Here is a 24,919-nt window from a genome sequence, read left to right on the forward strand (position 1 = left end):
TTAGTTGACCTGAACGACTGTTACACCCATTTTTCGAATCTCTTCTAACATTTCTTCGGAACTAAATTGATCGGTGATGAAATAATCAAAAGCGGAGATATCACACATTTTGAACTTCGAGGTTATTCCAACTTTGCGATGATCAGCCACAAGAATTTTACATCTGGTGGTGCGTTTGATCATTATCTCGTTAATTGTTGCTTCACTCATGGTTTTCGTTGTTACCCCATTTTCTAAATCTATGCCACTGCAACCGACAACACAGACATCTGCATTAATGACAGATAGGGTATTGATGGCGACATCGCCAACTAATGCTTCTTTGGGATAACGCATTTCTCCGCCGGTCAGGACGTAATTGTAATTGGCATGATGTAGGGAATAATTGATTTTTAAGTTATTGGTTATGACTGTTAAATGATCGACATGTAAAAAATCAATCGTTTTTAACGCAGTCGAGCTGGCATTAATGAAGATCGTGTCGCAATCATGAATAAATTTGCTAGCCTCCTTGGCGAGTGCCTGTTTGATGCGAACGGGTCCTGAATGATCGTCATCAGGTTTGTTTTCATAATTAAACATGCAGTAGCCAAACTTGCGAATAATGTCGTTTTTTTCTTCTAGTAAATGCAAGTCACGTCTGACTGTACTGAGGGAAACATCCAAAGCTTCGGCTAACTCCAAAGTAGTCATGTGTTCCTTCTTTTCCAGAATATCTAAAATATCTTTATGACGTTTATCGATGTTCATGATCGAGTTTTTCACTAAAAAGCCTCCTATATAAACCATACAAATAGCGAACCAATAAAAAGAAAGCGATTTTATATGAGTTTATTATACATTTTTTAATGGTGAAAAGATATAAAAAGTCATAAAAAAATCATTCGAGCATATAAATTTTTCGAGTGTTAAGATCGAATAGAGCAAAGAAGAAGTTGAGACTTAAGACCTATAGCAGCGACTATATTTTTCCGTTAGAATATAGGTAACAAGTTACTTATTTTTAAAGTTATCGAGGTGGTCCACATGAACATTGAAAGTTTAACAGAAGCCTACAAAAGCGGGCGTGATAATCAACAGCGAGCGATTTTTGCTAGTTTATTCATTTTGGGCAATCGTCTGCAAACATCCTTCGACAAAGTAGATCCAGTCATAACAGTGAAGCAGTTCATGGTGCTTATCATGATCAAACAGGTGCCAGAAAAAATCTTGGATTTGACCAGCTGCGGTGAGCTTTTGGGATGTTCAAGACAAAATATCAAAAAGCTGGCGGTTGCCTTGGAAAAGAAAGAACTAATCACGATCAGTCGAAATAAAAAAGACAGACGAAGAACGGATTTGTGCCTGACAGAAAAAGGAGAATCTTACTTTCAGTCAGTCGCAAAGCTGCATGACGAGGCCCTTTATTCAATTTTTGAAGGTTATTCTGATGATGAATTAACGAATTTTTTTATCATTTTAATGAAATTGTACTCAGGTGTCGAAAATCTGGAAGAATTAGCGGCAAAAAAACAGGGAGGAAACTAGTATGAACACGATTGTGATTTATGCAACAAAAAAAGGAAGTTCAGAATTATATGCGAAGACCTTTGCGAAAAATAACAAGTATCAGATTTTTAAGCAGGAACAGGTTTCTTCAGAAGAGCTGGCAAAGGCTGACGAAGTTTATTATTTCGGCAGTGTCTATGCTGGAAAAGTAATAGGATTAGAAGAACTGAAAAAGAAACTATCTGGTAATAGTCATTTGACAATCATTTCTGTTGGCTTGACAGCTGTTGAGGATCAAGAAAAACTAACGGAAATTCGTGAGGGTGTTTCCAAGGAGTTTCCTCAGGCGAGCTTTTACCATCTAAGAGGGCGGTTAATCAAGCAGCAGCTAAATATGCCGGAAAAAATCATTTTAAAAATGATTAGTAAAAGCAGCAAGAAGAAACCTCTCCAAGAGAAATTGGAGATTGAAAAAGCAATTGAACAAGCAGTAGATGAGGGAAGTGTCGATTGTATCGATTTGTCTGAATTAGAGAAGATTGGGTAACTGTTAAAAAGTAGAAGGGATTGAAGGAGTTATGGGAAGACGAATAATGATTATTTTGATTGTTGCCATTTTACTCGTGGTTTGTGTGAAAGTAGGCGCTGATTTTTTGACGAAGCGTACGTTAAAGAAAGTTAAAATCAATGAAGTGCCGATTTCTCAAGTAGCAGATGGAAAATATGTGGGAGAAGCACAAATCAAACCAGTCTCGGCAAAGGTTAACGTGCAGGTTGAAAATGGAAAAATTACCGATATTGAAATCAAAGATCATATGACTGGTTTAGGAAAGAATGGCGAGAAAATTATTGATCAGATTATTAATAAACAGAGCTTGGAAGTTGACGCAATCAGCGGTGCAACCCAAAGCAGCGTCACAATTACGAAGGCGGTAGAAAACGCACTGACACAAGAAAATTAATTTTTCTCTATCTTTTTTCTCCATGTTGAATTTGGTTCTAGCGCTAGATATAATAGACGTATCAAATAGGAAAGCAGTCGATTGATATGTTCTATATCATTTACAATAAAGTGTGCATTGAAATTTGCTCCGCACAATCGAATACGATGAAACATTGTACGGAGCCTAATCGAAATAAATCTTCATCAGTCAGCTAGAGTGATCAGAAATTAGCTAATTTCTGGTTTATTCGAGATGTCTACAAGATTTTACAAGGCCATTGACAGTGTTTTTGTCAATGGCCTTTTTTTGCAATTTCATGTGCGTAAAAGAAGGTCATGTCATCGGTGACCTTCTTTTATTTTTTGTAAAAAAATGAAAAGGGATGAGAACATGAGTAACTTTCATGATTTAACAACAGGCAGTGTCACAAAACAATTAATTCGTTTTGCGATTCCACTTTTTTTAGCTAATTTATTGCAGTCACTCTATAATATCGCCGATATGCTGGTGGTTGGAAGGGTCGTTGGAAGTACGGGCGTAGCCGCAATTAGTAATGCGTCCTCCTTAGTTTTTATTGTCAACGCGATTTGCATGGGGATTACGATTGGAGGTACCGTGCTCATTGCTCAATATCGAGGTGCGAAGGATGAGCTTGGACAAAAAAAGACAATTGGAACAATTTACGCTATGACAGCAGTTATTGCTATCCTAATCACCTGCGCGGGTATTTTCTTTTATAAGCAGATCCTAACGTGGATGAATGTTCCAAAGGAGGCCTATCAAGACGCATGTGATTACATGCTGGTGATTTTTATCGGAACTATTTTTGTATTCGGTTATAATGCTACCTGCTCGATTTTGCGAGGCTTCGGCGATTCACGAAGTCCTTTATATTTTGTCATGATTGCAGCGGGAATAAATGTCTTGCTAGATTATTTATTGGTAGGCGTATTTAGTTTTGGCACTGTCGGAGCGGCTTATGCGACGATTGTCTCACAAGCCATTTCGTTTGGTATTGCGATTCTTTATTTAAGAAGACAGAATTTTATTTTTGAATTTCAACTATCAAGTTTTAGGCTTGAAAAAGCCATTTTGTCAAAACTTGTACAGGTAAGTTTGCCAACAGCAATCCAAATGACCGTGGTCAATATTTCGTATTTACTGATTGCAGTCATGATCAATAAGTACGGAGTAGTCATTGCGGCAGCAGCGGGAATCGGTTTGAAGATCAATACCTTTGCTGGCATGCCGTGTTGGGCAATCGGTCAAGCAGTAACGACAATGGTTGGCCAAAATATGGGGGCGAAGCTTTTAAAGCGAACGAAAAAAATCGTCCAGATTGGATTTTTCGCAAGCATTCTTGTTTCTTTGATAGCTATTTTGTTCATTCAAGTATTTGCCGAACCGCTGATTCGCTTTTTTGATCCAGAAAATCAAGCGGTACTAAAGGCGGGCGTGGTATATTTGAGAATCTGTTGCTGTTGGAATAGTTTGTTTTATGCAACGATGTACAACTTTGACTCTTTTGCAGTGGGGGTTGGATTTGCCAATCTTGGCATGATTAACGCACTGTTAGATGCATTGGTCATTCGTTTACCGCTGTGCTGGCTTTTAGGAACACTGCTGGAGTTTGGTGTTAGAGGGATTTACTGGGCACAAGCACTATCACCGATTATTCCGGCTTGTATCGGAATGCTCTACTTCTTCAGTAGAAAGTGGCAGCAACGAAAACTAATTTAAAAAAATAGCGTGTCTGCTTCTGCTGATCAGAAACAGTCACGCTATTCTGTGGTTCTATAATATTTGGTGTTGTTACTCTTTTTGAGCGAGAACACCAAGTATTTTTTTATACAAAAAGACATTTGGTTGTCCTATAATTAAATCGCTGAACCCAATCATAGGAGGCGAACCAAATGTCCAGTATTAAGAATATCAAATATAAAGATAATTGCCTAGACAAAACCATCAAACAAATCCTAAATATTCACGATTCCAACATTACTTTTTCTAAAGACGCCGTTTCAAAAGAAAAAGTCCATGACAGAATGGCCACCGTCTTTACTGGTCGACTGAGCTATCCGTCTCCTCAATGTGAGTGTTGCGGCTACGACTCCGTCATCCATCATGGCTACAAAGATAGCTGGATTCAATTACTCCCTTATCAAGAGGTGTCTACCTATCTTCATCTCTATAAACAACGGTTTTATTGTAAACAGTGTCACCATACCTTTTCAGCTAAAACCTATTATGTCGCAGAAAACTGTTATCTCTCCCAAGCACTCAAGTTTGCGATCGCTGTTGATTTAAAGAAGAAAATTTCGATGAAAGATATCGCTCAGCGTTATTTGGTTTCCGCTAAAACGGTCGAACGGGTCTTGGATTCTTTTTTTGAAGAACCACGACTGAAGCCCAATTACTTACCCAAACATCTATTGATTGATGAATTCAAAGGAACTAAGGACTGTCAGGGCGCCATGTGTTTTATTCTCAGTGACGCGGATACGGGGAAAATCTTTGATATTTTAGAGGATCGAAGAAGCTTCAAGCTGATCGCTTATTTTATGCGCTTTACTTATCACGCACGGAAAAACGTTTCTCATGTCGTGATGGATATGAATGCGGGCTATGATTCTGTGACAAAGGTCGTTTTCCCAAATGCTCGGGTTTCCATTGATCGGTTCCATGTGATCCAACAACTCAATCGTGCGTTTAACAAACAACGGATAAAAACCATGAATCACTTGAAAAAGAGCGACCCGCAAGCCATGAAAAAGTATCGCAAGCTTAAGAAATATTGGCGAACCATTCTGAAGAAAAATAGAAAAATCAATTATTCTTCGCTCAAACAATACCCGCTTTTCCAACGGAAATACCTGACGGAATCGGAAGTATTGGACTATTTATTATCGATTGACGAGCACTTACGGACAAGCTATGATGTGTATCAAAATTTGTTGGATGCCTTTGATGCCAAAGATTATAAAGACTTTTACGAACGCATTGATCACTTACCCACGATGCTTGATCCAGCATTTAAAAAAGCGATTCTTTACTTAAACAAACACAAACAAGCGATTATCAATGCATTAAAATACCCCTATTCGAACGGAAAACTTGAAGGGAAGAATAACTTGATTAAAGTGATCAAGAGAGTGGCATTCGGTTTTAGAACCTTTCGCCACCTTCGTATGCGAATTCTAATTCAACAGAACCTTTGCGACATTATTTGAACAAGAAAACAAAAAGAAAAAAGGAAACGCCGAAGCATTTCCTTTCAGTGATTTAATGAAAACAACACGATTTGACTTAGAGCCTATTCTGTTGGCCAAAGAATCATGTGCGTTATAAATAATACTTAAACAGGTCTGGTAGATCTACACGAACAAGTTCCTCGGAAGCTAGCACCAGTTGATTTTTCGTATCATAGACGGTTCCCTTATGCTGAATCACTGATAGGCCGCTTTGAACATTGAATAATGCTGCTTGCTGATTCGTTAATTGTTTGATACCCACTTGGTTCATTCCTTTAACTTTGGGCTCTATTTCATGCTTTGCCAGTGCTTCATAAAGCGATCCGGAAAGGTCACATTCATGTAAAAATGTAAAATCTGTAGGTAAATAATTTTTTTCCAGCATGATTGCCACCCCATCGACCTTACGAAGACGCTCGACCATAATACTTTTATCTGAGCCAAAAAGGGTAGTAAAATCCGCTGGGACAAGCGTTTCTTTCACTGCAAGTACTTCTGAAGTAAGCTTTTTTCCCTGATCAAGACAAACTTGAGTCAAGGATAAGCTTTTCTGCATTTCCTGATTCTGATTTTTTACAAAGGTTCCTTTTCCTTGAAGGCGGGTTAAATAACCTTCCTCAACCAACTCATCAATCGCTTTTCGTACGGTAATTCGACTGACATGAAAGCTCTTTTGGAATTGTGCTTCAGAGAGGAGCTTATCTCCTGCGACCAACTCTTTTTTCTTAATCTGCTGAAGGATCGCTTCTTTAATCTGTAAGTAGAGTGGTTTATGTTCATCAATTATCTTTCGAACCATTGTTACACCGCCTTTTTCTCAATTATAAGCAAAAAATCATAATAGTTCAACTATAGGACAAGTTTTATAATTAGTTCTATACATGTATTGACATGTATCTTAACTTGTATTAAACTCGTTATATAGATAGGCAGATAAGTATTTTGATAATGAAAGGAAGAAACAGTATGATAATCAAAGAAATGATCCAAACGATTCATGAAGAGAAGCAGTCAATCGGAGGCATCCAGCAGGTGATTTGGTTAGCGGCAGGAGGAAGCTACGGCGGTTTTTATCCAGGCCATTATTTTTTAGATCAGGAATCATCGAAGCTGCGCTCAAAAAATATCACCAGCAATGAATTTGTCAAAGCACCGCCAGCCTTTGTTAACGAAACGACTTTAGCAGTTATTTGTTCTATGCGAGGAACTCCAGAAACGATTGAAGCATCCAAGGTAGCGAAAAAGCGCGGTGCAGCAACAATTGCGTTGTATATTGACGAATCTGAATTAACCGAGGTTTGTGACTATAAGATTCATTATGATTCTGTTGCGGTGGATGAGAGTGATTTTTCTAAGACAAATGCTGCTTATGGGTTGAAGCTAGCTATGACAGTGATGGACGTTGTGGAGGGCTACGAGCACATGACTACTGCCATGAAGAGTTTTGAAGAAATCGACGCGCTTTACAAACAAGCGGTCAAGGATATTCGGACAAAAGCAATCAAATGGGCGCTTCAAAATCGCGACTCTAAATCCATTCATGTCATGGGCAGTGGCGCCGCTTATGGAGCAGCCTACATTTTCTCGATTTGCAACATTATGGAAATGCTACAAATTGATTCACCAACCGTCAACAGCTGTGATTTCTTCCATGGACCTTTTGAAGTGATTAATGAAGAAACCTCTGTTTTTCTTCTAATTGGAGAAGGCGGTAGTCGACCAAACGATGAACGGGCGGCGCGCTTTTTACGAGAGTTTGGTGGAAAGAAAGTCTTCGTGCTAGACTCACATGAGCTAGGATTAAGACAAATTGATTCAAAGGTTTCAGAGCACTTTAATCATCTGATTTTTTCTCCGATTTTAAATAATGTCTTCATGCGAGAACTCGCTTACCAAATAAAAAAAGATTACACTCAACGTACCTATATGTGGAAAGCCTCGTACAACTAGAAAAGAGGAGCTCAGCGAATCATAAATCGCTGAGCTTTTTTATTTCATCGTCCTTTTTCTAGAACAATTGTAATAGTAGAAAAGCATCTTCTCTCGCATTGTTGAGAAACTTCAAAAACAATTCTCTCGAAGACTACTTTATCATTTCTCAAAAAAAACGTTCATCAACACTCTCTCCACACAATCTCTAAAAGTCCTCCGTAAGTGTTGGGAGAAGCTGGAGATCCTTGTGATAGAAGCATTTATAGGATGTAACAAAAGTTGGCACGCCAGTTGCTTATATAAAAGTGAGAACAGTTATAAGAATGTCAGTTCAACTTCTCGTAGTTCGTGAAGAAGGCCATTTGGTAAAAAGGTTGAGTACTCTTCAACAAGAAACGACATTCGCAACGAACGAATAAGTAGGAGGATAGGGAATGAACAAGATTATTTTAGCCAGTCACGGAGATTTTTCGCAGGGATTAAAACAAACATCATCGATGATCATCGGAGATGAAGGCAACATCTTTGCTTTGTCCGCATTTCGTGATGAAGATGAGCCAATTAAACGTCAGGTAGAACATCTACTTGAAAAAATCGGGTATGAGGATGTCTATATTTTAACGGACATTTTTGGAGGGAGTGTGAATAATGATTTGTTAGCGATCCAACAAGAACATCCAGAAGTTCATTTGTTTGCAGGGATGAATTTACCACTGGTAATTTCAATTGCCACACAATCTGGGAAAATCACTTCAGAACAAATGAACATGATTCTTGAGGAAAGTCGTCAAGGAATGATCGACTGCAAACAATTATTAACAGCAAAAATAAATACTGGAGGTGATGATTTATGATTAAGCTAGTACGAATTGATTATCGGCTGCTACACGGACAAGTGGTCTTTTCTTGGACCAAATCGCAAGGAATCAATCGCATCATCGTGATCAATAACGAAGCAGCGACAGACGAGTTCAAGAAAATGTCTTTAAATTTGGCGAAACCCACAGGCGTGAAGCTAAACATTTTCACAGTTGAGGAAGCTCTCTCTAAAATGGCGAAGGTGGAAACATTGAAGGAAAATATTATGTTGATTTTTGGCAATACGAAAGAAACACTCGCTTTTTGCGAAGCCTACCCGAAAATCAAAGAAATCAATTATGGCGGGATACCAAAGACCAATAACGGCAAGCAATTTGGCAGTGCGATTTTCTTGAATGAGGAAGAGCAGATGGAAGCGAAAAAGTTGAAGGAGATGGGAGTCAAGCAGTATATGCAGCAGATACCAACCTCTAAATCAGAGGATTTAAATAAACTAATTTAAAAGGAGGGCTTTAAATGTTGGTTCAATCAATAGTTTTAGGATTGATTGGTGTGTTCGTCATGTTGGATTCCCGTTTATTGGGCCGGTTGAACTTCGAACGTCCCTTGATTGTTGGGACTTTGGTGGGTTTAGCATTAGGGGATTTGGAGAAAGGATTACTGGTTGGTGCATCAATCGAATTGATCTCTTTAGGGGTTGTTCAGGTCGGAGCAGCCGTCCCTGCAGATATGACATTAGGAGCAGTTATCGCAACAGCTTTTGCAATTTTATCTGGTTCAAATGCAGAGACAGCTTTGACAATTGCCATTCCAATCGCTATTTTAGGACAACTATTAGGGATTTTGATGCGAACAGTTTTAGCAAGTTTAACTCACCGAGCCGATGCACTAATTGAAGAAGGCAAGTTTAAGCGAGTCCAGCATATTCACATTGTCTGGGGAACCATTCTTTACTCACTAATGTATTTTGTTCCGATCTTCTTAGCGATTTACTTTGGAACAGACCTAGTAAAATCAATCGTTGACGCGATTCCAGAATGGATCACCGATGGATTGAACTTAGCAAGTAAGTTACTGCCAGCTTACGGGTTTGCTTTATTGCTGCAAACGATGCTGTCTAAAAAAATGATGCCGTTCTTGGTTTTAGGCTTCTTGATTACTGCTTATTCAGGCTTAGGGATTACTGGTGTAGCCTTATTTGCGGGAATCGTGGCCTTTGTTATGTACCAAATTGAGGCAAACAAATCTGGCGGCAGTGGTGGCAGCGGACCGGATCAAGAGCCTGATGCATTGGATGATCTATAAAAGGAGGGTAACAAAATGGCACAAGAAAAAGATCAAAACCGTCGTAAATATTGGCAATTTTTCTGGCGCTCATGGGCAATTCAGGATTCTTGGAATTATGAGCGTGCGATGAATATGGGATTTCTTTATGGAATAGCTCCAACCTTAGACCGGATCTATAAAGATCCAAAAGATGATGCGTTGAAAAAGGAAGCCTATCAACGGCATATGCTGTATTACAATTGTACACCGCAAACCAGTGCATTTGTTTTAGGGCTAACAGCGTCAATGGAAGAACAATACTATGAAGATCAAGAAGGCTTTAATCCAGATACGATCAATTCAGTAAAAACGTCACTAATGGGGCCGCTATCTGGAATCGGCGACTCCTTTTTCCAAGGGACCGTTCGAGTTTTAGCCTTTGGTTTAGGAATTAATTTAGCACAACAGGGCAGTATTTTAGGTCCGATTTTAGCAATGGTCATCTCCTTTGTTCCTTCTTTTCTAGTGACTTATTATGGCGGGAAATTCGGCTATAATATGGGGAATAAATATTTGACTAAGTTATACGAAGGCGGATTGATGGATCGTGTGATGTATGTCTGCTCGATCATTGGTCTGATGGTTATCGGTGCGATGATTGCCAGTATGATCGGGATCACCACACCAATCAAATTCGGTAAAACCTTTGTGCTGCAAGATGTTTTAGACAGTATCATGCCGCAAATGCTGCCGTTTGCATTAACGATGTTCATGTATTGGCTGCTGCAAAAGAAAGTAAATACAAGTATCATGCTTTTGATCTGTATTGTCGGCGGTTTGATTTTAAGCGCTTTAGGGATTTTTGTTTAATCTGGTAGTTGGAACTGAATGATGAAGGTAGAAATACCGAATCGTCTGTTTCTCTAAATAAAAAAGAAAAAACTGAGGAGGAATTCAGAAAATGAATTCAACGATGGAAGCAAAAGAAATTATCAAAGAGATTGTAGGCAAGCATGAGGTAAAACACGTTGTTTTCGTCGGCTGTGGCGCATCAAAAGCAGATTTGTATCCAGCAAAATACTTTTTAGACCAAAATGCGAAACAATTACGCATTAGTCACTACACAGCCAACGAATTCAACTACGCGACACCTACTTCAATCGATGAGACCACAGTTGTGATCTCGGCTTCACTTGGAGGGGCAACTCCAGAAACAGTAGAAGCCAACGCGATTGCCAAAGATAAAGGTGCTACAGTTATTAGTTTAACACGAATAATTGACGCGCCGTTAACAAAAGATGCAGATTACGTAATTTATCATGGATTTGCTGAAAACTATGCGACAAAGCTTGAAAAAACAGGCTATTGCTTATTATTAGCTGTAGAGCTTCTAAACCAAGTTGAAGGCTATGAACATTATAACAAAATGATGGATGGCTTTGCTAAAATCTATGATTTGGCACAAGAAAGTGCGGAATCTGCTCGTAAGGCTGCAAAACAATTCGCACAACGCTTCAAAGACGAAAAAGTCATTTATATCATGAGCAGCGGTGCCACTCACGAAGTTGCTTACTCATCTTCTGTTTGCTTAATGATGGAAATGCAATGGATCAATTCAGGAACCTTCCATGCTGGTGAATTTTTCCATGGTCCGTTTGAAATCGTCGACAAAGATGTCCCATTCATTTTATTGATGAACGATGGCAAGACTCGTGCGATTGACTCTCGTGCATTGGCTTTCTTAGATCGTTTTGATGCGAAAACAGAAGTTGTAGATGCCTTAGATTATGGCTTGTCCGCTTTCATTGAAAAAGAAGTGTTAGATTATTTCAACCCATTCGTGATTACTGCGGTATTCAGAGTGTATGCAGAAGAATTGTCCTATGCCAGAGAACATCCGCTTACTAAACGTCGCTATATGTGGAAACTCTCTTATTAGTTGCAAACTAATTGGCGGAAAAACTGAGATATTTGTCTCGGTTTTTTCGCATTAAAAAAAGTAATCCTTATGATCAAAGAAATGCTTTACAATAGAAGCAAAGGTACAAGAAATCGATTAAAGCAGGTGATGAAAATGAAAAAGGAATTAGACGATTACTTATATGAACTTACTATGAATCTAAAGGCTGGCTCCGATGAACGTTTTTCGGCTTATCAAATCGCTGAGTCTCTGCAATTAAATCGAAGTACCATTAGCAGCTATTTGAATCAAGCATTTCGTGACGGAGAGCTAGTAAAAATCAAAAGTTACCCAGTTTTATTTTTACATAGAAAAGCCTTAGAGGATGCGTCTGTCCAAATTTCTAAAGTTGAATATGATTCACTAGAGGAACTATTTTCCCAGGACAAAGGAAGCGCGCTAGAAAAAATTATTGGTGCGAATGGAAGCTTGAAGGAAGCAATCGACCAAATAAAGACGGCCGTTTTGTATCCCCATCATGGCTTACCAATCTTACTAATGGGTGTGAGCGGATCTGGAAAGACTTTTTTAGCGGAAAAAATTTATGAATATGCCAAAGAACAACAGGTAATTGATGCGAAAGCACCATTTATCGCCTATAACTGTGCGCAGTATTATAACAATCCTGAGTTATTATCCTCGGCTTTGTTTGGACATACCAAAGGCGCTTTTACAGGTGCAGATCATGAGCACAGCGGATTGATCGAAAAGGCCGATGGGGGAATTCTCTTCTTAGATGAAGTTCATCGCTTATCAGAAGAAGGGCAAGAAAAATTATTTACCTTCATGGATACTGGCGAGTTTTCTCCGATGGGTGATACAAGTATTCGGCGAAAGGCGAATGTCCGTTTAGTCTTCGCTACTACTGAAAATGTCTATTCCACCTTTTTGCCTACTTTTTTGAGGCGTCTGCCGGTAATTGTGACATTGCCTAAATTTCAAAATCGACCACAATCAGAACGCCTGCGTTTAATTGATTCCTTTTTCATTGCGGAGAGCAGCATTTTAGAAAAGGAGCTGCAGGTATCCTATCAAATGATCGACTTTTTATTGAATAGCGATCTGGAGGGAAATGTTGGGAAAATCAAGAATATCATCAAATATGCCTGTGGCAACGCTTATGTTCATCAGAAGAAAAATCAAACAATCACCGTCCGTTTAAAGGATCTACCATTAGAGTATAATCTGAAATTTAAAGAACAGTTCAGTAAACCAAAAAAGAAAATGTCTGATCGTACGTACCTGCCGAATACAGCACAGCAAATTTACCTAGAAAGCAAGGAAACACAGCTTTTACGGAACTTTTTTGCTGAGGTATTGAATGATTTTAAAAAAGTTCAGCAAAAAGAAAACCTGACGCAAGAGTTCATTGATAATAATGTGGCACGAGTTACTCAAATGATGGATGAGTTCATTTTTCAAGGAACTTACGAGAAGGAAGAATCGTTGTATTCCGTCCTGACCTACCATATTCGCCAAACACTGGATATGATGTATGAAAATTATGGCTTCGAGCAGGATGGCAATCGTGTGGTTTCCTTAGCCAGTTACCTTTATTTAAAAGATAATACAGATATTTTAAGCAGTCATTATGAATGGCAGGAGCAAAAAAATGAACTGCTGGAATTTTTGGATTCATTCTTGGAAACCCCTTTTTGGTATGCTAAGAAGTTGCTAACGTATTTATCGCAGCAATTGGACCAGCAAATATTGGAAGAAGATATTGTATTTGTCACCTTCTATTTTTATAGTTTGCAGATCAGCGACCTGCCAAATGATGTGAAATGTATTGTCTTAGCTCATGGCTATTCAACAGCTAGCAGTTTGGCAAATGTAGTTAATCGAATGCTGGGAAAAAATGTCTTTCAAGCCTACGATATGCCGATTAATATCACCCTTGATAAGGTGGAGGCGCAGATTATCCGTTATATCAACGATTATCGGACTGATTCGGGATTGATTCTGTTAGTAGATATGGGCTCCTTTAATCAATTAGGAGAACGGTTGTCTAATCATATCAAAAGCCCGTTGGTAATTATTGATAACGTCAGTACGCCACTTGTTCTGGAAGTGGGGCAGCATATCATCAGTGGCGACAGTGTGACCGAGGTTTATGAGGCGATTAATGTGGAGAATCGAATCCAGAAGCAGCTGATTATTCCTGAACTAAATAAGAAAAAGGCGATTATCACATGCTGTTATACTGGTATCGGAAGTGCGACACAAATCCAAGAAATCCTACTAAAATGTTTAGGGGATTCTGCGAAGGAATTAACCATTCTTCCCTATGACTATCATAAATTATCAGAGAATAAAATGTATGAAACACCTTTCCAGTTGTATGATGTATTAATGATTGTCGGCACAGAAAATCCTAAAATTAATCAGGTACCATACATCGGTCTGGACCAGTTGATAAATGGCGAGGCTGTTGGTGAATTCGCCGAACTATTGCACGAACAGGTAGACATTGATAGTGAAGCCTTTAAAAATCAATTGATTTTCAACTTCTCAATCAATAAAATCGTCGAAAACTTAACGATCCTAGACGCCACTAAAGTCCTGCGTTTAGTCCAAAAGGCTGTGCAGGAATTGGAACGGTTGATGGCTATCGAGTTTTCAAACAATCAGCTATTTTTACTTTATATGCATTGCTGTTCCATGATCGAACGGATTTTACGCAAGGAAAGTGTCGATGAGCAGGCGGATATAGAGGAGTATGTGCAAAAGGAAGGACACAATATGGAGTTGATTCATCAAGCATTCCAAGAGGTCGAAAAGGAATATACAATTGAATTACCCTTATTAGAGCTTCGTTTATTAAATGACATTGTAAAGGATTAAGGTGAAGGTATGGATAAAGCAGTTATTTTTGATATGGATGGAGTATTGATCGATAGTGAGCCTTACTATTTTGAGCGACGAATGGACTTTTTTAAAGCGAAAGGAATTCAACCAGGTTCAGATAAATTTGAAGACTATGTTGGCAATTCTGAAAAACAAACCTGGAAGTTACTGGTTTCTGAAAATGAGACAAAACGTGAAAAACTTCATCAAGAATATCTTGAGTATAAAAAGCATCATGGTATTGATTTTAAAAAAGCTTTGAGAAGTTCGGTACCGCAAGTATTAACAAAACTATCAGAGAAGGGACTCTCAATTGGCTTGGCCTCTTCTTCTCCACGCAAAGAAATCAATCAAATGTTATCCGATTGCCAGCTTGAGAAATACTTTTCATTTACGATCAGTGGTGAAGAGGTGAAAGAAAGTAAGCCAAATCCAGAAATCTATAGGATTAGTCGTAAAATGCTCAATTGTTCCGACTGTTTGGCTGTGGAGGATTCAACTTTAGGGATTGCCTCAGCTAAAGCCGCGGGTATTTACACTGTAGCTCTAAAACAAGCTTTCTTAATGGATCAACGAGAGGCAGATGTAGTAATCAATGAGCTAGAGGAACTTTTAAGCCTGCCACAACTAATCAAGTAACCATAAAGAAATTCTCCAATAAAAAATGCTGGAGAATTTCTTATTTTGTTGCAAATCTAAATTTTTTATATTAGAATAACTTCAATCAATAATCACGCATTGAAGAGAAGAGTAGTTGATCGCGAAACGTTTAAAAGAGACCCTCGGCTGGTGAAAAGAGGGATCGTGGAAAATCAATGAAGATGAGCTCTGAGCATTCAGTTTGTTCACGCAAGCTGTACGGGAAGCGACCGTTATATCGCCGGGTATGTCTGTACCGTTGAGGTATTATCTGCGAGGATAATACGAATAAGGGTGGTAACGCGAAAATATTCGTCCCTTTATTTATCAGTAGTCTGGTAAATAAAGGGATGGATATTTTTTTATTTGTCAAAAATTAATAGGAGTGTGTCGATATGAAAAAGTTTAGTCTGGTTTTAATGATTTTAGGAAGCATCATATTTTTAACAGCCTGCGGTTCAAGCTCAGCAAAAACAACAAATAAAATCAAGATTGGCGCTTCGCCAACCCCCCACGCGGAAATTCTGGAACATATCAAACCAGAATTAAAAAAAGAGGGAATTGATTTAGAAATCGTCAAGTTCGATGATTATGTTCTACCCAATAAAGCATTAGAAAACGGCGACATTGATGCTAATTATTTTTCAACAGTTCCGTATTTTAATCTACAGAAAAAAGAAAATGGCTATAAATTTTCGAATGTAGGAGCAATCCATTTAGAACCTATGGGGATTTACTCACATAACATAAAAAAGGTCAGTGAGATACCGAACGGTGCAAAGGTGATTGTTTCGAATGTGCCTTCTGAATGGGGGCGGATTTTAACTATTTTTGCGAAAAACAAGTTAATAAAACTTAAACCAGGTGTGGCGATTGATCAAGCTTCTTTCGATGATATTATTGAAAATCCCAAAAATTTGGTTTTTGAACATACTGTTGATCCAACACTTTTAACGTCAGCGTATGAAAATAACGAAGGCGATCTAGTAGCGATCAACTCTAATTTCGCCTATGAAAAAGGTTTGAACCCCGTCAAAGATTCATTAATGATCGAACAAAACGACTCACCCTATGTCAATATTGTAGCTACGAGAACCGATGATAAGAATAAAAAAGAAATCAAAAAAATCGTAGAAGCATTACATGAACCCAAAGTCCAAAAATGGATCGAGAAAAAATGGGGCGGCTCAGTTGTCCCTGTCAACGAATAAGAAAGAATAGGTGATGTAAATGGAAAGAGCAATTTTTGCAGGGGGATGTTTCTGGTGTATGGTCAAACCTTTTGATAGTCTGCCAGGTATTGAGTCAGTTATTTCAGGTTATACCGGCGGAGAAACAGAAAATCCTAGCTATTTGGAAGTAAAAAGCGGAAAAACTGGACATACAGAGGCAGTTGAAATTATTTTTGATCCTGAATTGATATCCTATGAAGAATTAGTAGAGATCTATTGGCAGCAAACCGATCCAACCGATGCCTTTGGTCAGTTTGAAGATCGCGGAAGTAGCTATCGCCCAGTGATTTATTATTTTAATGAGCAGCAAAAGAAAGTCGCTGAAGCGAGTCACACTGCTCTTCAAAATAGCGGACATTTTGACCAACCAATCGTGACTCAAATTGAGGAAGCCTCAACCTTTTATCCGGCAGAAGCAGAACATCAGGATTACTATCAAAGAAATCCAGAGAACTATCATAAAAATGCTGAGCGAAGAGAACAGTTCATTAAAGAGTTCTGGTAAAATTTTTTTCCACTCCTTTTTAGAAAAGCTCGTCATTTTGGACACAGATTGAGAGGTTCTTTTCTTTCAAAAAAGTTAAAATGAACTGAGAGGGGTGGATAATCATGGTGAAAACAACAATTGAAGCTGTCTTTAATGAACCGATTGAAACAATTTGGCATATTGTAACAGATTTGACAAATGCAGACTGGCGTAGTGATCTTAGCAAAATTGAGGTTTTAGAAGATAAAAAGGTGTTTATTGAATATACGAATCAAGGCTTTCCAACAAAATTTGTAATAACAACCTATGAACCGCTAAAATTGTACGCTTTTACAATGGATAATGAGAATATTAGCGGAAAATGGATTGGAGAGTTTCAATCATTGTCAAAGACAAAGACTAAAATTCATTTCCTTGAGGATGTCTCTCCAAAAAAAATTTATATGAGGCCTTTTGTGAAAAGCTATTTAACTAAGCAACAGAAACGATATGTAGATGATTTGACTAATTATTTAGCAAATAAAGAATAAGCAATGTTTTTTGAAGAAAAGCTCGCAATAAATTACTGAAAAACAGTAGTGAATAAGCCATTCGACTCATAACAGGAGAGACGAATGGCTAATTTTTTTATCAGTGATTCTTTGTAAAATATTCTGCTTCTGATGAGCGCTGAACAAGCTGATCTTTATCAAGTATTTGAAATCTGCGTTTTTCTCGTTTTAAAATAGCGTCATCACATAATTTATTCAGTAGGCGCAGCAAATGACGATAGCTAATCCCTATCGTGGCGGCCACATCAGTCAAATTATCAAAGAAGTAATTTTTATAGGCTCCTTGTAAAATATAAGTACAAAGACGCTGCTCTCCAGAATAAAGAGCATTCGAAGTGTAATTGTAAGAACTGCTGATTAGGTTTTCTGATAAGCCTTTTGCTAGTGTAGTCATAAAAGTCAGATTTTTAAACATCGAATCTTGATTGTCTTGAAAGGGAACAATAATACACTCAAAGGCTGAGAGAGTGATAACCGATGCGGTCGCGTAAGTGGTATCGGACATCAGTTCAACATCACCAATCAATCCGCTAGAAAGATAATAGGCTAAGACCAAATCTTTTCCACTAGGAGCACTAGTGCACACCTTTGCTTTTCCAGAAACAACGATCATAATATATTTATACTCCACACCTTGAGCAAAAATGGTTTCTCCTGAATCGAATTGTTGAACTCTACAAACAGATTGGTGATCTAATAAACCATATTTGTCCAGTAAATCAAGGTGGTGCTTTTCCAAGCCAGTCTCCATCTATTTCGCCTCATTTCTTTCAGATAAAAAGATTTCACTCTCATTTTACTATTAATCTTGATTTAAAGCTTTAAAAGAGAAAACGCAATTCCAAAAATCTAATAGATGTACCTGTTTCTTACTTTAGAGTATAGAAAGAGTAAAAACGTATTTCCTCTAAGAAAGTATTTCTGTTGTTAAAAAGACGATTTAGCTGTTCAAATCAATATTAATACCTTTTTGAAAATTATTTTAAATTATTTGCATTTTTTTAAATGCCATTCGTGAAGTATGTTACAATCATAATTGTAATGTAAATGCTTTCAAAAATTAGGAGGTAGAATGAATGACAAAAACAGTAATTGTAGGTACAAATCATGCTGGAATTGCAGCAGCAAACACACTTTTGGATAATTTTCCAGATCAAGAAGTAGTAATGATTGACCGAAACAACAATCTTAGCTATTTAGGTTGTGGAACAGCACTGTGGGTAGGACGTCAAATTGATTCTTATGAGGGCTTATTTTATACAAAACGTGAAGATTTCGAAAGTAAAGGCGCTCGAATCTCAATGGAAACAACTGTCGATCGAATTGACTATGAAAAAAAAGAGGTGCATTGCGTAGCAAAATCTGGTGAAACCTTTGTTGAAGACTACGATAAATTGATTTTGGCAACCGGCTCCGTACCAATTTCTCCCAAAGTTCCTGGACGTGATTTAGAAAATATTCATTTCTTAAAACGTTTCCAAGACGGAAAAGCTGTTGATGAAATTTTAAGCGCAGATAATATTCAAAATGTTGCAGTAATCGGGGCAGGCTATATCGGTGTAGAAATAGCTGAGGCAGCTAAGCGTCGCGGTAAAAATGTATTACTTTTTGATGCGATGGAGCGCTCATTACCGAGTTATTACGATAAATGGTTTACTGATGATATGGATACGATTTTAAGCGAGCACGGAATTGACCTGCACTTTGGGGAATTAGCTAAAGAATATAAAGGCGAAGTAAAAGTTGAATCAATCGTAACAGATAAAGGTGAATACAGTGTTGACCTAGTGATCAATGCGATCGGCTTCTTACCAAATAACGAACTGGGTAAAGACCATTTAGAACTATTTAAAAACGGCGCTTATTTGGTTGACCTTCACCAGCAAACTAGTGATCCGAATGTCTATGCTGTAGGTGATTGCGCAACGATTTACTCTAATGCCCTACAAGACACGACCTATATCGCACTAGCAACCAACGCTGTACGTTCAGGTATTGTGGCGGGGTACAATGTTGGAGGTGTGGCGCTAGAATCGACTGGTGTACAGGGCTCAAATGGAATCTCGATTTTCGGCTTGCATATGGTTTCAACGGGCTTGTCAGTAGAAGCAGCGGCTAAAAATGGCATTGCTGTGAAGTATACAGACTTTGAAGATCTGCAGCGGCCAGGTTTTATGAAACAAAATGCAAAAGTTAAAATACGGATTGTCTATGAAGAAAGCTCTCGTCGTGTAGTTGGTGCACAATTATCATCAACAGAAGATATCTCAGGTGTGATCCATATGTTCTCACTTGCTATTGAAGAGCAAGTAACCATCGATAAGCTGAAACTATTAGATATTTTCTTCTTGCCACACTTTAATCAGCCATACAATTACATCACAATGGCTGCATTAAGCGCAGAATAAAAATAGTATCCATCAGTCATTAAGATTGATGGATATTATTTTTTTTGCTCAGAATTCCTAATAATCCAAGTTTTACGTTAAACTTAGATTTTGAATTTTACAATTTGAATAAATCCATTTGTTTAAGAATATTTTCGCTTAAAACATTAAATCCTCTTGATGTAAATACTGATATATCAGCGGATTTAAGCTTATTTTAAAAAAATAAAAAATTCTCTTGATAAAAGGGCTTTCATATTCTATAATAAGTTCATATTCAAGTTTAACGTTAAACTTAAAAATTAAGGAGGAATTGTTATGCCGATTGCTGTTGCTAGAATTGATCAGAGGATGATTCACGGAATTGTTGTTAATCAATGGTTTGCACACATCCAACCTAAGCGATATATGGTTGTTGATGATTTAGTCAGCCAAGACGAGGTACAAAAAGCTGCGATGCGCTTATCTAAACCGACTGGAACTGGAATGAGTATCATTGATACAGAAAAGGCGATTCATAATTTTAAAAATGGAAATTACGATAACCAAAAAGTTTTTCTGATTGTTAGAGAACCAGATATTTTAATTAAATTTATTGAAGCGGGAATTGAGATTCCGCGAGTCGATTTAGGAATCATGTTTGATGCTGAAGGAAAAGAAAAAATTTCAAAATTCATTTCATTAACGGACCAAGAAAAGACAGATATTGAAAAACTCAAGAATCTAGGAGTTCCTGTATTTATTAAATACGTACCTGATGATCAAGATGAACCATATAACTCTAATTAAGAAATTGAAAACGCTTCTTTATAAGGATATAAACGAAAAGAGAGGAAGTTAATAATGCCGGATTTATTACAAAATATTTTGATTATACTATTGGCGGTTATTATGACGTTAGATGTTCAAGGAATCGCTGTGATGACTGGTTTTCCTGCGATTGTTGGTTTGTTTGCAGGTTTGATTATGGGTGATATGCAAACAGCGATGATCATAGCAGGGACATTTCAATTGATGAATCTTGGAGTCGCCGGACTAGGTGGATCATCGGTTCCAGATTATGGATTAGCTACAATTATCGGAACTTTCGTAGCAGTGCGAGCTGGTGTTGGAACAGGTGCCGCATTAGCGGTTGGCCTACCAGTAGGAATGCTGGCGATCCAATTGGATGTGTTAGTGAAAATGGTTAACACGGTCTTTGCGATGAAAGCAAAAGAAGCTGCGAACGCAGGGCAATTCAGAAAAATGAACTTATGGTTGTGTGTTGGCCCCATCTGTTTTGCTTTAAAACAAATTATACCAACTACACTCATGGTATTTTTCGGGACAGATGCTGTTGAACTTATTTTAGAGGTTATTCCAAAATGGATGACGGAGGGACTAAATATCGCTGGCGGGATGCTCCCTGTGGTCGGAGTCGCTTTGTTACTTCATTACATGCCGGCAAAAAAATATCTGACCTTTTTAGTTGTAGGTTTTGTCTTTTCAGCGTATTTGAATTTGCCTGTTCTAGCAATCGGTCTATTGGGTTTTAGTGCAGCATATTTCATTTTTAATATAGAACTGAATAAAGCGACAACTGTATCCAATGGAATGCTTAATACCCAGATGGAAGGCGATGACTATGATGAATAATATTAAAGGAAACCAATCGAATGAATCGGTTCTGACAAAAAGAGACCGTCACAAGGCCGCGCTGCGTTATATGTTTATGGGGGTTAACAACTTCAATTACGAAACACAGCAAGGACCGGCTGTCGTTTTTTCACTCAACAAAGCTTTACGAAAGATTTATCCAAATGATCTCGAATACATCGAATCTTTAAATAATCATTTTAAATATTTTAATACTACAACGGCGATGGCTAATATTATTTTAGGTGCCAGCTTAGCCATCGAGGAACGAGATGGCGGAAAATCCATTGATTCAGTTCAATCATTAAAAACTTCCTTAATGGGTCCCTTTGCCGGTATTGGAGATACCTTGATCTGGATCTTGATTCCAACTATTTTAGGGTCGATCTCTGGCTATATGGCACTGGAAGGAAACCCTATCGGTGCAGTTATTTGGTTAGTATTCAATCTGATTTTTGCTTTTGTAAAATTAAAACTTTGGGATCTAGGATACTCTTCTGGAGTAAAACTGGTGACGACCTTGGGTGAAAAACTGACGATTTTTACTGAAGCGGCTTCGGTAATGGGCTTAACTGTCGTAGGTGCTTTAATCTCAACAGCGGTCAAAGTTCAAACAGGCTTGACCTTTAAGACAGGTGCGGTAAAACTCCCACTTCAGACAGATGTGTTAGATAAGATTATGCCCGCACTGCTGCCGGTTTTGTTAACAATCATGGTTTATAAATTGATTGGCAATAAAAAATGGACAACTACAAAAATCATCGTTTTGCTGATTGCAGTTTCAATGCTGGGAGCGTTTTTCGGAATTTTGAAACCAGCGTAAAAATGAACGAAATTGAATTAATCAGGATTGATCTAAAAGGTGTGCTATCAAATTTAAAAGAATAGGTTTCTTCATAAAATATTCGTGCCGTTCTAAAGGCTTCCACAAAGGGATTTAAGGGCGCAATTGCTCAGACCGTCTCTACTTTAAATGCTGTGGGATTAGAAAAATTTTCGATGTTCAAACAAATAAATACTTTTTGAAGGTGCCAATCAATGCATCTATAAATATGAAGCAATCAAGCAGATCGCAAAATATTAAGTGTTCTCACGGAAAATTTACTAGCAGTTGGGGATCAAGTAAGCGATTTAAAAATGAAGCAAAACGTCTGGCATATCGCAGTATTAGAAAATTCAATGTCGTCTGTTAAGTAAGCAACTAACTATCTTACAAAATAAATGATCATAATGGAGTAACACAAATCATTAAGGATTTGGTGCTTAAGGAGGATGAAGCATGAACGTTGTTCAAGGGGCAGACTATCGTTTTACGATAATTACTAATAAACTATGCCGTCTAGAATATTCAAAAACAGGAAAGTTTGAAGATCGTCCAACTCAATTTGTTCAAAATCGAGATCTTGGTGAAGTAGACTACACAGTTAAAGAAAACAATGGTGGACATCTAATAGAAATCGAAACGGATTCTTTTCATCTTTATTATGATGGTGGAAAGTTTACGGCATCAAATTTGTATATTGATGCAAAATATAATTACGGCACCTATTTTTCGAGATGGCACTTTGGTGAAAAAGATAAAAATAATTTACTGGGAACAACTGAAACATTAGACGGTATTGATGGTGCTGTTCCATTAGAAACAGGGATTCAAAGCAAGGATGGATTCAGTTATATTGATGATACGGATTCTTTTGTTCTCTTAGAGGATGAATTTATTTCTCGTAATCAGCAGGCAGTTGATGGCTATTACTTTGCTTATGGGCGTGATTATCGTCAGGCGTTAAAAGATTACTATCGATTGTCTGGAAAAACTCCTTTGATTCCTAGATATGCGTTAGGAAACTGGTGGAGCCGATACTATAAATATACCCAAGAAAGTTATTTACAACTGATGGATCGTTTTGAGAAGGAGGATATTCCGATCAGTGTTTCAGTAATTGATATGGACTGGCACAAAACTGATATCCCTGTACGTTTTGGTTCGGCCTGGACTGGTTATTCCTGGAATAAAGACTTGTTTCCAGAGCCAGAAAAATTATTGAAAGAACTTCATGAGAGAGGCAAACACGTTACCTTGAATGTTCATCCAGCCGCAGGGATTCGTGCTTTCGAGGACAGCTATCCAGCTGTAGCCGAAAGGATGAAGCTGGATCAAAATGCAGAAGAACCAGCTATTTTTAATTTTGATAATCCAATCTTCAGAGAAAGCTATTTCAAAGATGTCCATCACCCAATCGAAGATCAGGGGGTCGATTTCTGGTGGGTGGATTGGCAGCAGGGGACCAGTCGTGATAAATCAAAAATCGAACCCTTATGGGCCTTGAATCATTATCATTTTCTAGATAATAGTAAAAGAAATCATAATGATGGGTTGCTGCTTTCACGATACGCCGGGCCAGGTTCTCATCGTTATCCCCTTGGCTTTTCAGGAGATTCGATAATTACTTGGGATTCCTTAGCTTTCCAACCGTATTTTACTGCAACAGCTACGAATATTGGTTATACTTGGTGGAGCCACGATATTGGAGGGCATTATAAAGGTTCCTATGATGCAGAGTTGTCACTAAGATGGCTTCAGTTCGGAGTGTTTAGCCCCATCAATCGTTTGCATAGCTATGACAATCCTTTTGTTGGCAAAGAGCCTTGGAATTTCCCGGTACAAATCGAGCGATCAATGAGCGATTTCATGCGGTTGCGTGGAAAGTTAATCCCTTATCTTGATACGGCAAATTATCACACCAGTGTTTCAGGTCGGGCCTTGATCGAGCCCATGTATTATCAATATCCAGATGAACGAGAAGCTTATAATTTTCCAAACCAATATCTTTTCGGCAGTGAAATGTTCGTTGCACCAATAACTACGCCGACTATTGCTGATATTGACATGAGTACAGAGGATGTTTGGCTTCCTGAAGGGGTATGGTATGATTTCTTCAGCGACTTAAGATATCAAGGCGGAACAAAGATCAAAGTTTGCCGTGATATAAATTCCATTCCAGTTTTTGTTAAAGCAGGCGGAATCGTTCCTTTAAGCGGAGATTACATGGAAGATCCTGAGACTTTACCTAATAAAATCGTTGTTCATGTTTTTCCTGGTGAAAATAATCGCTATTCTATGTTTGAACACGTAGGCGAGGATATTGCAGAAACAATTTTTGAATATGATGAAAAAAACAGACAGTTGACTTATACTGTAAATGATCCAAAAAAGATCGTTCCGTTAGATAGAGAAATCGAGATAATCATTCATAACGCTGAAGCTAACCAAAATGTTTTGGTAGAAGGTGAAATTATAAAGCGATTGCAAAATACAAGGATGAGTTATGATACGAAAAAAGAAATTTTCCGTTTCTTACCAACTGCTTTTTCTGATTCAAGAAAATTCTCAAGTTATATAGAAACGCTTGAAAATTCAGCTATTCGGGCGATGTTAACGGAAATGTGTTATTTGATCGAATGATGCAAACTAGGAAGGTAA

The 24,919-nt window shown here is 38.0% G+C and carries 24 protein-coding genes and 1 other annotated feature; of the genes, 21 read left to right on the forward strand and 3 right to left on the reverse strand.

The features are described 5' to 3' along the window. Positions 1-765 carry a DeoR/GlpR family DNA-binding transcription regulator gene (locus tag IGI52_RS03060; RefSeq protein WP_438780465.1) on the reverse strand — a complete coding sequence of 255 codons (765 nt, stop codon included), beginning with the start codon at positions 763-765 and terminating at the stop codon, positions 1-3. 261 nt (positions 766-1,026) lie between these two features. On the opposite strand from IGI52_RS03060, the gene IGI52_RS03065 reads away from it, so the two are divergent. The 5 genes from IGI52_RS03065 to IGI52_RS03085 all read left to right on the forward strand — a co-directional run bounded on the left by IGI52_RS03065 (position 1,027) and on the right by IGI52_RS03085 (position 5,662). Further along, a complete protein-coding gene (locus IGI52_RS03065) occupies positions 1,027-1,527 on the forward strand; it encodes a MarR family winged helix-turn-helix transcriptional regulator (protein ID WP_176674443.1) in 501 nt (166 codons plus the stop codon). Position 1,528: 1 nt separating this feature from the next. Then, positions 1,529-2,035 carry a flavodoxin domain-containing protein gene (locus IGI52_RS03070; RefSeq protein WP_438780466.1) on the forward strand — a complete coding sequence of 169 codons (507 nt, stop codon included), beginning with the start codon at positions 1,529-1,531 and terminating at the stop codon, positions 2,033-2,035. Positions 2,036-2,066: 31 nt separating this feature from the next. Continuing rightward, complete coding sequence (locus IGI52_RS03075; RefSeq protein ID WP_438780467.1) at positions 2,067-2,450, forward strand: FMN-binding protein; 384 nt, start codon at positions 2,067-2,069, stop codon at positions 2,448-2,450. Positions 2,451-2,822: 372 nt separating this feature from the next. Continuing rightward, positions 2,823-4,172 (forward strand): MATE family efflux transporter, encoded by a 1,350-nt coding sequence (locus IGI52_RS03080; RefSeq protein WP_438780468.1) that lies wholly within the window; start codon positions 2,823-2,825, stop codon positions 4,170-4,172. A gap of 173 nt (positions 4,173-4,345) precedes the next feature. Then, positions 4,346-5,662, forward strand: coding sequence for an ISL3 family transposase (locus IGI52_RS03085; RefSeq protein WP_438780469.1), 1,317 nt, complete (start codon positions 4,346-4,348; stop codon positions 5,660-5,662). 112 nt (positions 5,663-5,774) lie between these two features. On the opposite strand, the gene IGI52_RS03090 is transcribed toward IGI52_RS03085, so the two are convergent. Next, positions 5,775-6,482 carry a GntR family transcriptional regulator gene (locus IGI52_RS03090; RefSeq protein WP_438780470.1) on the reverse strand — a complete coding sequence of 236 codons (708 nt, stop codon included), beginning with the start codon at positions 6,480-6,482 and terminating at the stop codon, positions 5,775-5,777. Positions 6,483-6,649: 167 nt separating this feature from the next. On the opposite strand from IGI52_RS03090, the gene IGI52_RS03095 reads away from it, so the two are divergent. The 11 genes from IGI52_RS03095 to IGI52_RS03145 all read left to right on the forward strand — a co-directional run bounded on the left by IGI52_RS03095 (position 6,650) and on the right by IGI52_RS03145 (position 17,395). Continuing rightward, on the forward strand, positions 6,650-7,633 hold the full coding sequence (locus tag IGI52_RS03095; protein ID WP_438780471.1) for a sugar isomerase: 984 nt from the start codon (positions 6,650-6,652) through the stop codon (positions 7,631-7,633). Between the two features lie 416 nt (positions 7,634-8,049). Next, complete coding sequence (locus IGI52_RS03100; RefSeq protein ID WP_016180089.1) at positions 8,050-8,469, forward strand: PTS sugar transporter subunit IIA; 420 nt, start codon at positions 8,050-8,052, stop codon at positions 8,467-8,469. Further along, the gene (locus IGI52_RS03105) at positions 8,466-8,936 is read left to right on the forward strand and encodes a PTS sugar transporter subunit IIB (protein WP_048720553.1); all 471 of its coding nucleotides are present in this window, start codon (positions 8,466-8,468) and stop codon (positions 8,934-8,936) included. Before IGI52_RS03100 ends, IGI52_RS03105 begins: the two co-directional genes overlap by 4 nt. A gap of 14 nt (positions 8,937-8,950) precedes the next feature. After that, positions 8,951-9,739 (forward strand): PTS mannose/fructose/sorbose/N-acetylgalactosamine transporter subunit IIC, encoded by a 789-nt coding sequence (locus tag IGI52_RS03110; protein ID WP_016180091.1) that lies wholly within the window; start codon positions 8,951-8,953, stop codon positions 9,737-9,739. A 15-nt stretch (positions 9,740-9,754) separates the two neighbouring features. Further along, positions 9,755-10,570, forward strand: coding sequence for a PTS system mannose/fructose/sorbose family transporter subunit IID (locus IGI52_RS03115; protein ID WP_016180092.1), 816 nt, complete (start codon positions 9,755-9,757; stop codon positions 10,568-10,570). Between the two features lie 91 nt (positions 10,571-10,661). Beyond that, positions 10,662-11,639: an SIS domain-containing protein gene (locus IGI52_RS03120; protein WP_102871310.1), complete on the forward strand. Its 978-nt coding sequence runs from the start codon at positions 10,662-10,664 to the stop codon at positions 11,637-11,639. Positions 11,640-11,774: 135 nt separating this feature from the next. After that, a complete protein-coding gene (locus IGI52_RS03125) occupies positions 11,775-14,504 on the forward strand; it encodes a sigma 54-interacting transcriptional regulator (protein WP_304569764.1) in 2,730 nt (909 codons plus the stop codon). A gap of 9 nt (positions 14,505-14,513) precedes the next feature. Then, entirely contained in the window at positions 14,514-15,146 is a 633-nt protein-coding gene (locus IGI52_RS03130) for an HAD family hydrolase (RefSeq protein ID WP_438780472.1), read from the forward strand. A 90-nt stretch (positions 15,147-15,236) separates the two neighbouring features. Beyond that, positions 15,237-15,469 (forward strand) — a binding site (T-box leader). A gap of 72 nt (positions 15,470-15,541) precedes the next feature. Then, entirely contained in the window at positions 15,542-16,357 is an 816-nt protein-coding gene (locus IGI52_RS03135) for a MetQ/NlpA family ABC transporter substrate-binding protein (RefSeq protein WP_438780473.1), read from the forward strand. A gap of 19 nt (positions 16,358-16,376) precedes the next feature. Continuing rightward, the gene (gene msrA / locus IGI52_RS03140; RefSeq protein WP_438780474.1) at positions 16,377-16,883 is read left to right on the forward strand and encodes a peptide-methionine (S)-S-oxide reductase MsrA; all 507 of its coding nucleotides are present in this window, start codon (positions 16,377-16,379) and stop codon (positions 16,881-16,883) included. A gap of 104 nt (positions 16,884-16,987) precedes the next feature. Next, positions 16,988-17,395, forward strand: coding sequence for an SRPBCC family protein (locus IGI52_RS03145; RefSeq protein ID WP_438780475.1), 408 nt, complete (start codon positions 16,988-16,990; stop codon positions 17,393-17,395). A gap of 100 nt (positions 17,396-17,495) precedes the next feature. Here IGI52_RS03145 and IGI52_RS03150 read toward each other — a convergent pair whose 3' ends face one another. After that, positions 17,496-18,167 carry a Crp/Fnr family transcriptional regulator gene (locus IGI52_RS03150; RefSeq protein WP_438780476.1) on the reverse strand — a complete coding sequence of 224 codons (672 nt, stop codon included), beginning with the start codon at positions 18,165-18,167 and terminating at the stop codon, positions 17,496-17,498. A 325-nt stretch (positions 18,168-18,492) separates the two neighbouring features. On the opposite strand from IGI52_RS03150, the gene nox reads away from it, so the two are divergent. The 5 genes from nox to IGI52_RS03175 all read left to right on the forward strand — a co-directional run bounded on the left by nox (position 18,493) and on the right by IGI52_RS03175 (position 24,901). Continuing rightward, positions 18,493-19,824, forward strand: coding sequence for a H2O-forming NADH oxidase (gene nox, locus IGI52_RS03155; protein ID WP_438780477.1), 1,332 nt, complete (start codon positions 18,493-18,495; stop codon positions 19,822-19,824). A gap of 297 nt (positions 19,825-20,121) precedes the next feature. Then, positions 20,122-20,592, forward strand: a complete 471-nt coding sequence (locus tag IGI52_RS03160; protein ID WP_438780478.1) for a PTS sugar transporter subunit IIB — start codon at positions 20,122-20,124, stop codon at positions 20,590-20,592. A gap of 54 nt (positions 20,593-20,646) precedes the next feature. Next, complete coding sequence (locus IGI52_RS03165; RefSeq protein WP_438780479.1) at positions 20,647-21,438, forward strand: PTS mannose/fructose/sorbose/N-acetylgalactosamine transporter subunit IIC; 792 nt, start codon at positions 20,647-20,649, stop codon at positions 21,436-21,438. Next, positions 21,428-22,261: a PTS system mannose/fructose/sorbose family transporter subunit IID gene (locus IGI52_RS03170; RefSeq protein WP_438780480.1), complete on the forward strand. Its 834-nt coding sequence runs from the start codon at positions 21,428-21,430 to the stop codon at positions 22,259-22,261. Before IGI52_RS03165 ends, IGI52_RS03170 begins: the two co-directional genes overlap by 11 nt. 456 nt (positions 22,262-22,717) lie before the next feature. Continuing rightward, complete coding sequence (locus tag IGI52_RS03175) at positions 22,718-24,901, forward strand: TIM-barrel domain-containing protein (protein WP_438780481.1); 2,184 nt, start codon at positions 22,718-22,720, stop codon at positions 24,899-24,901. Positions 24,902-24,919: the final 18 nt, after the last annotated feature.

The sequence above is a fragment of the Enterococcus sp. DIV0187 genome, assembly GCF_051713785.1.
Taxonomy (GTDB): domain Bacteria; phylum Bacillota; class Bacilli; order Lactobacillales; family Enterococcaceae; genus Enterococcus_A; species Enterococcus_A avium.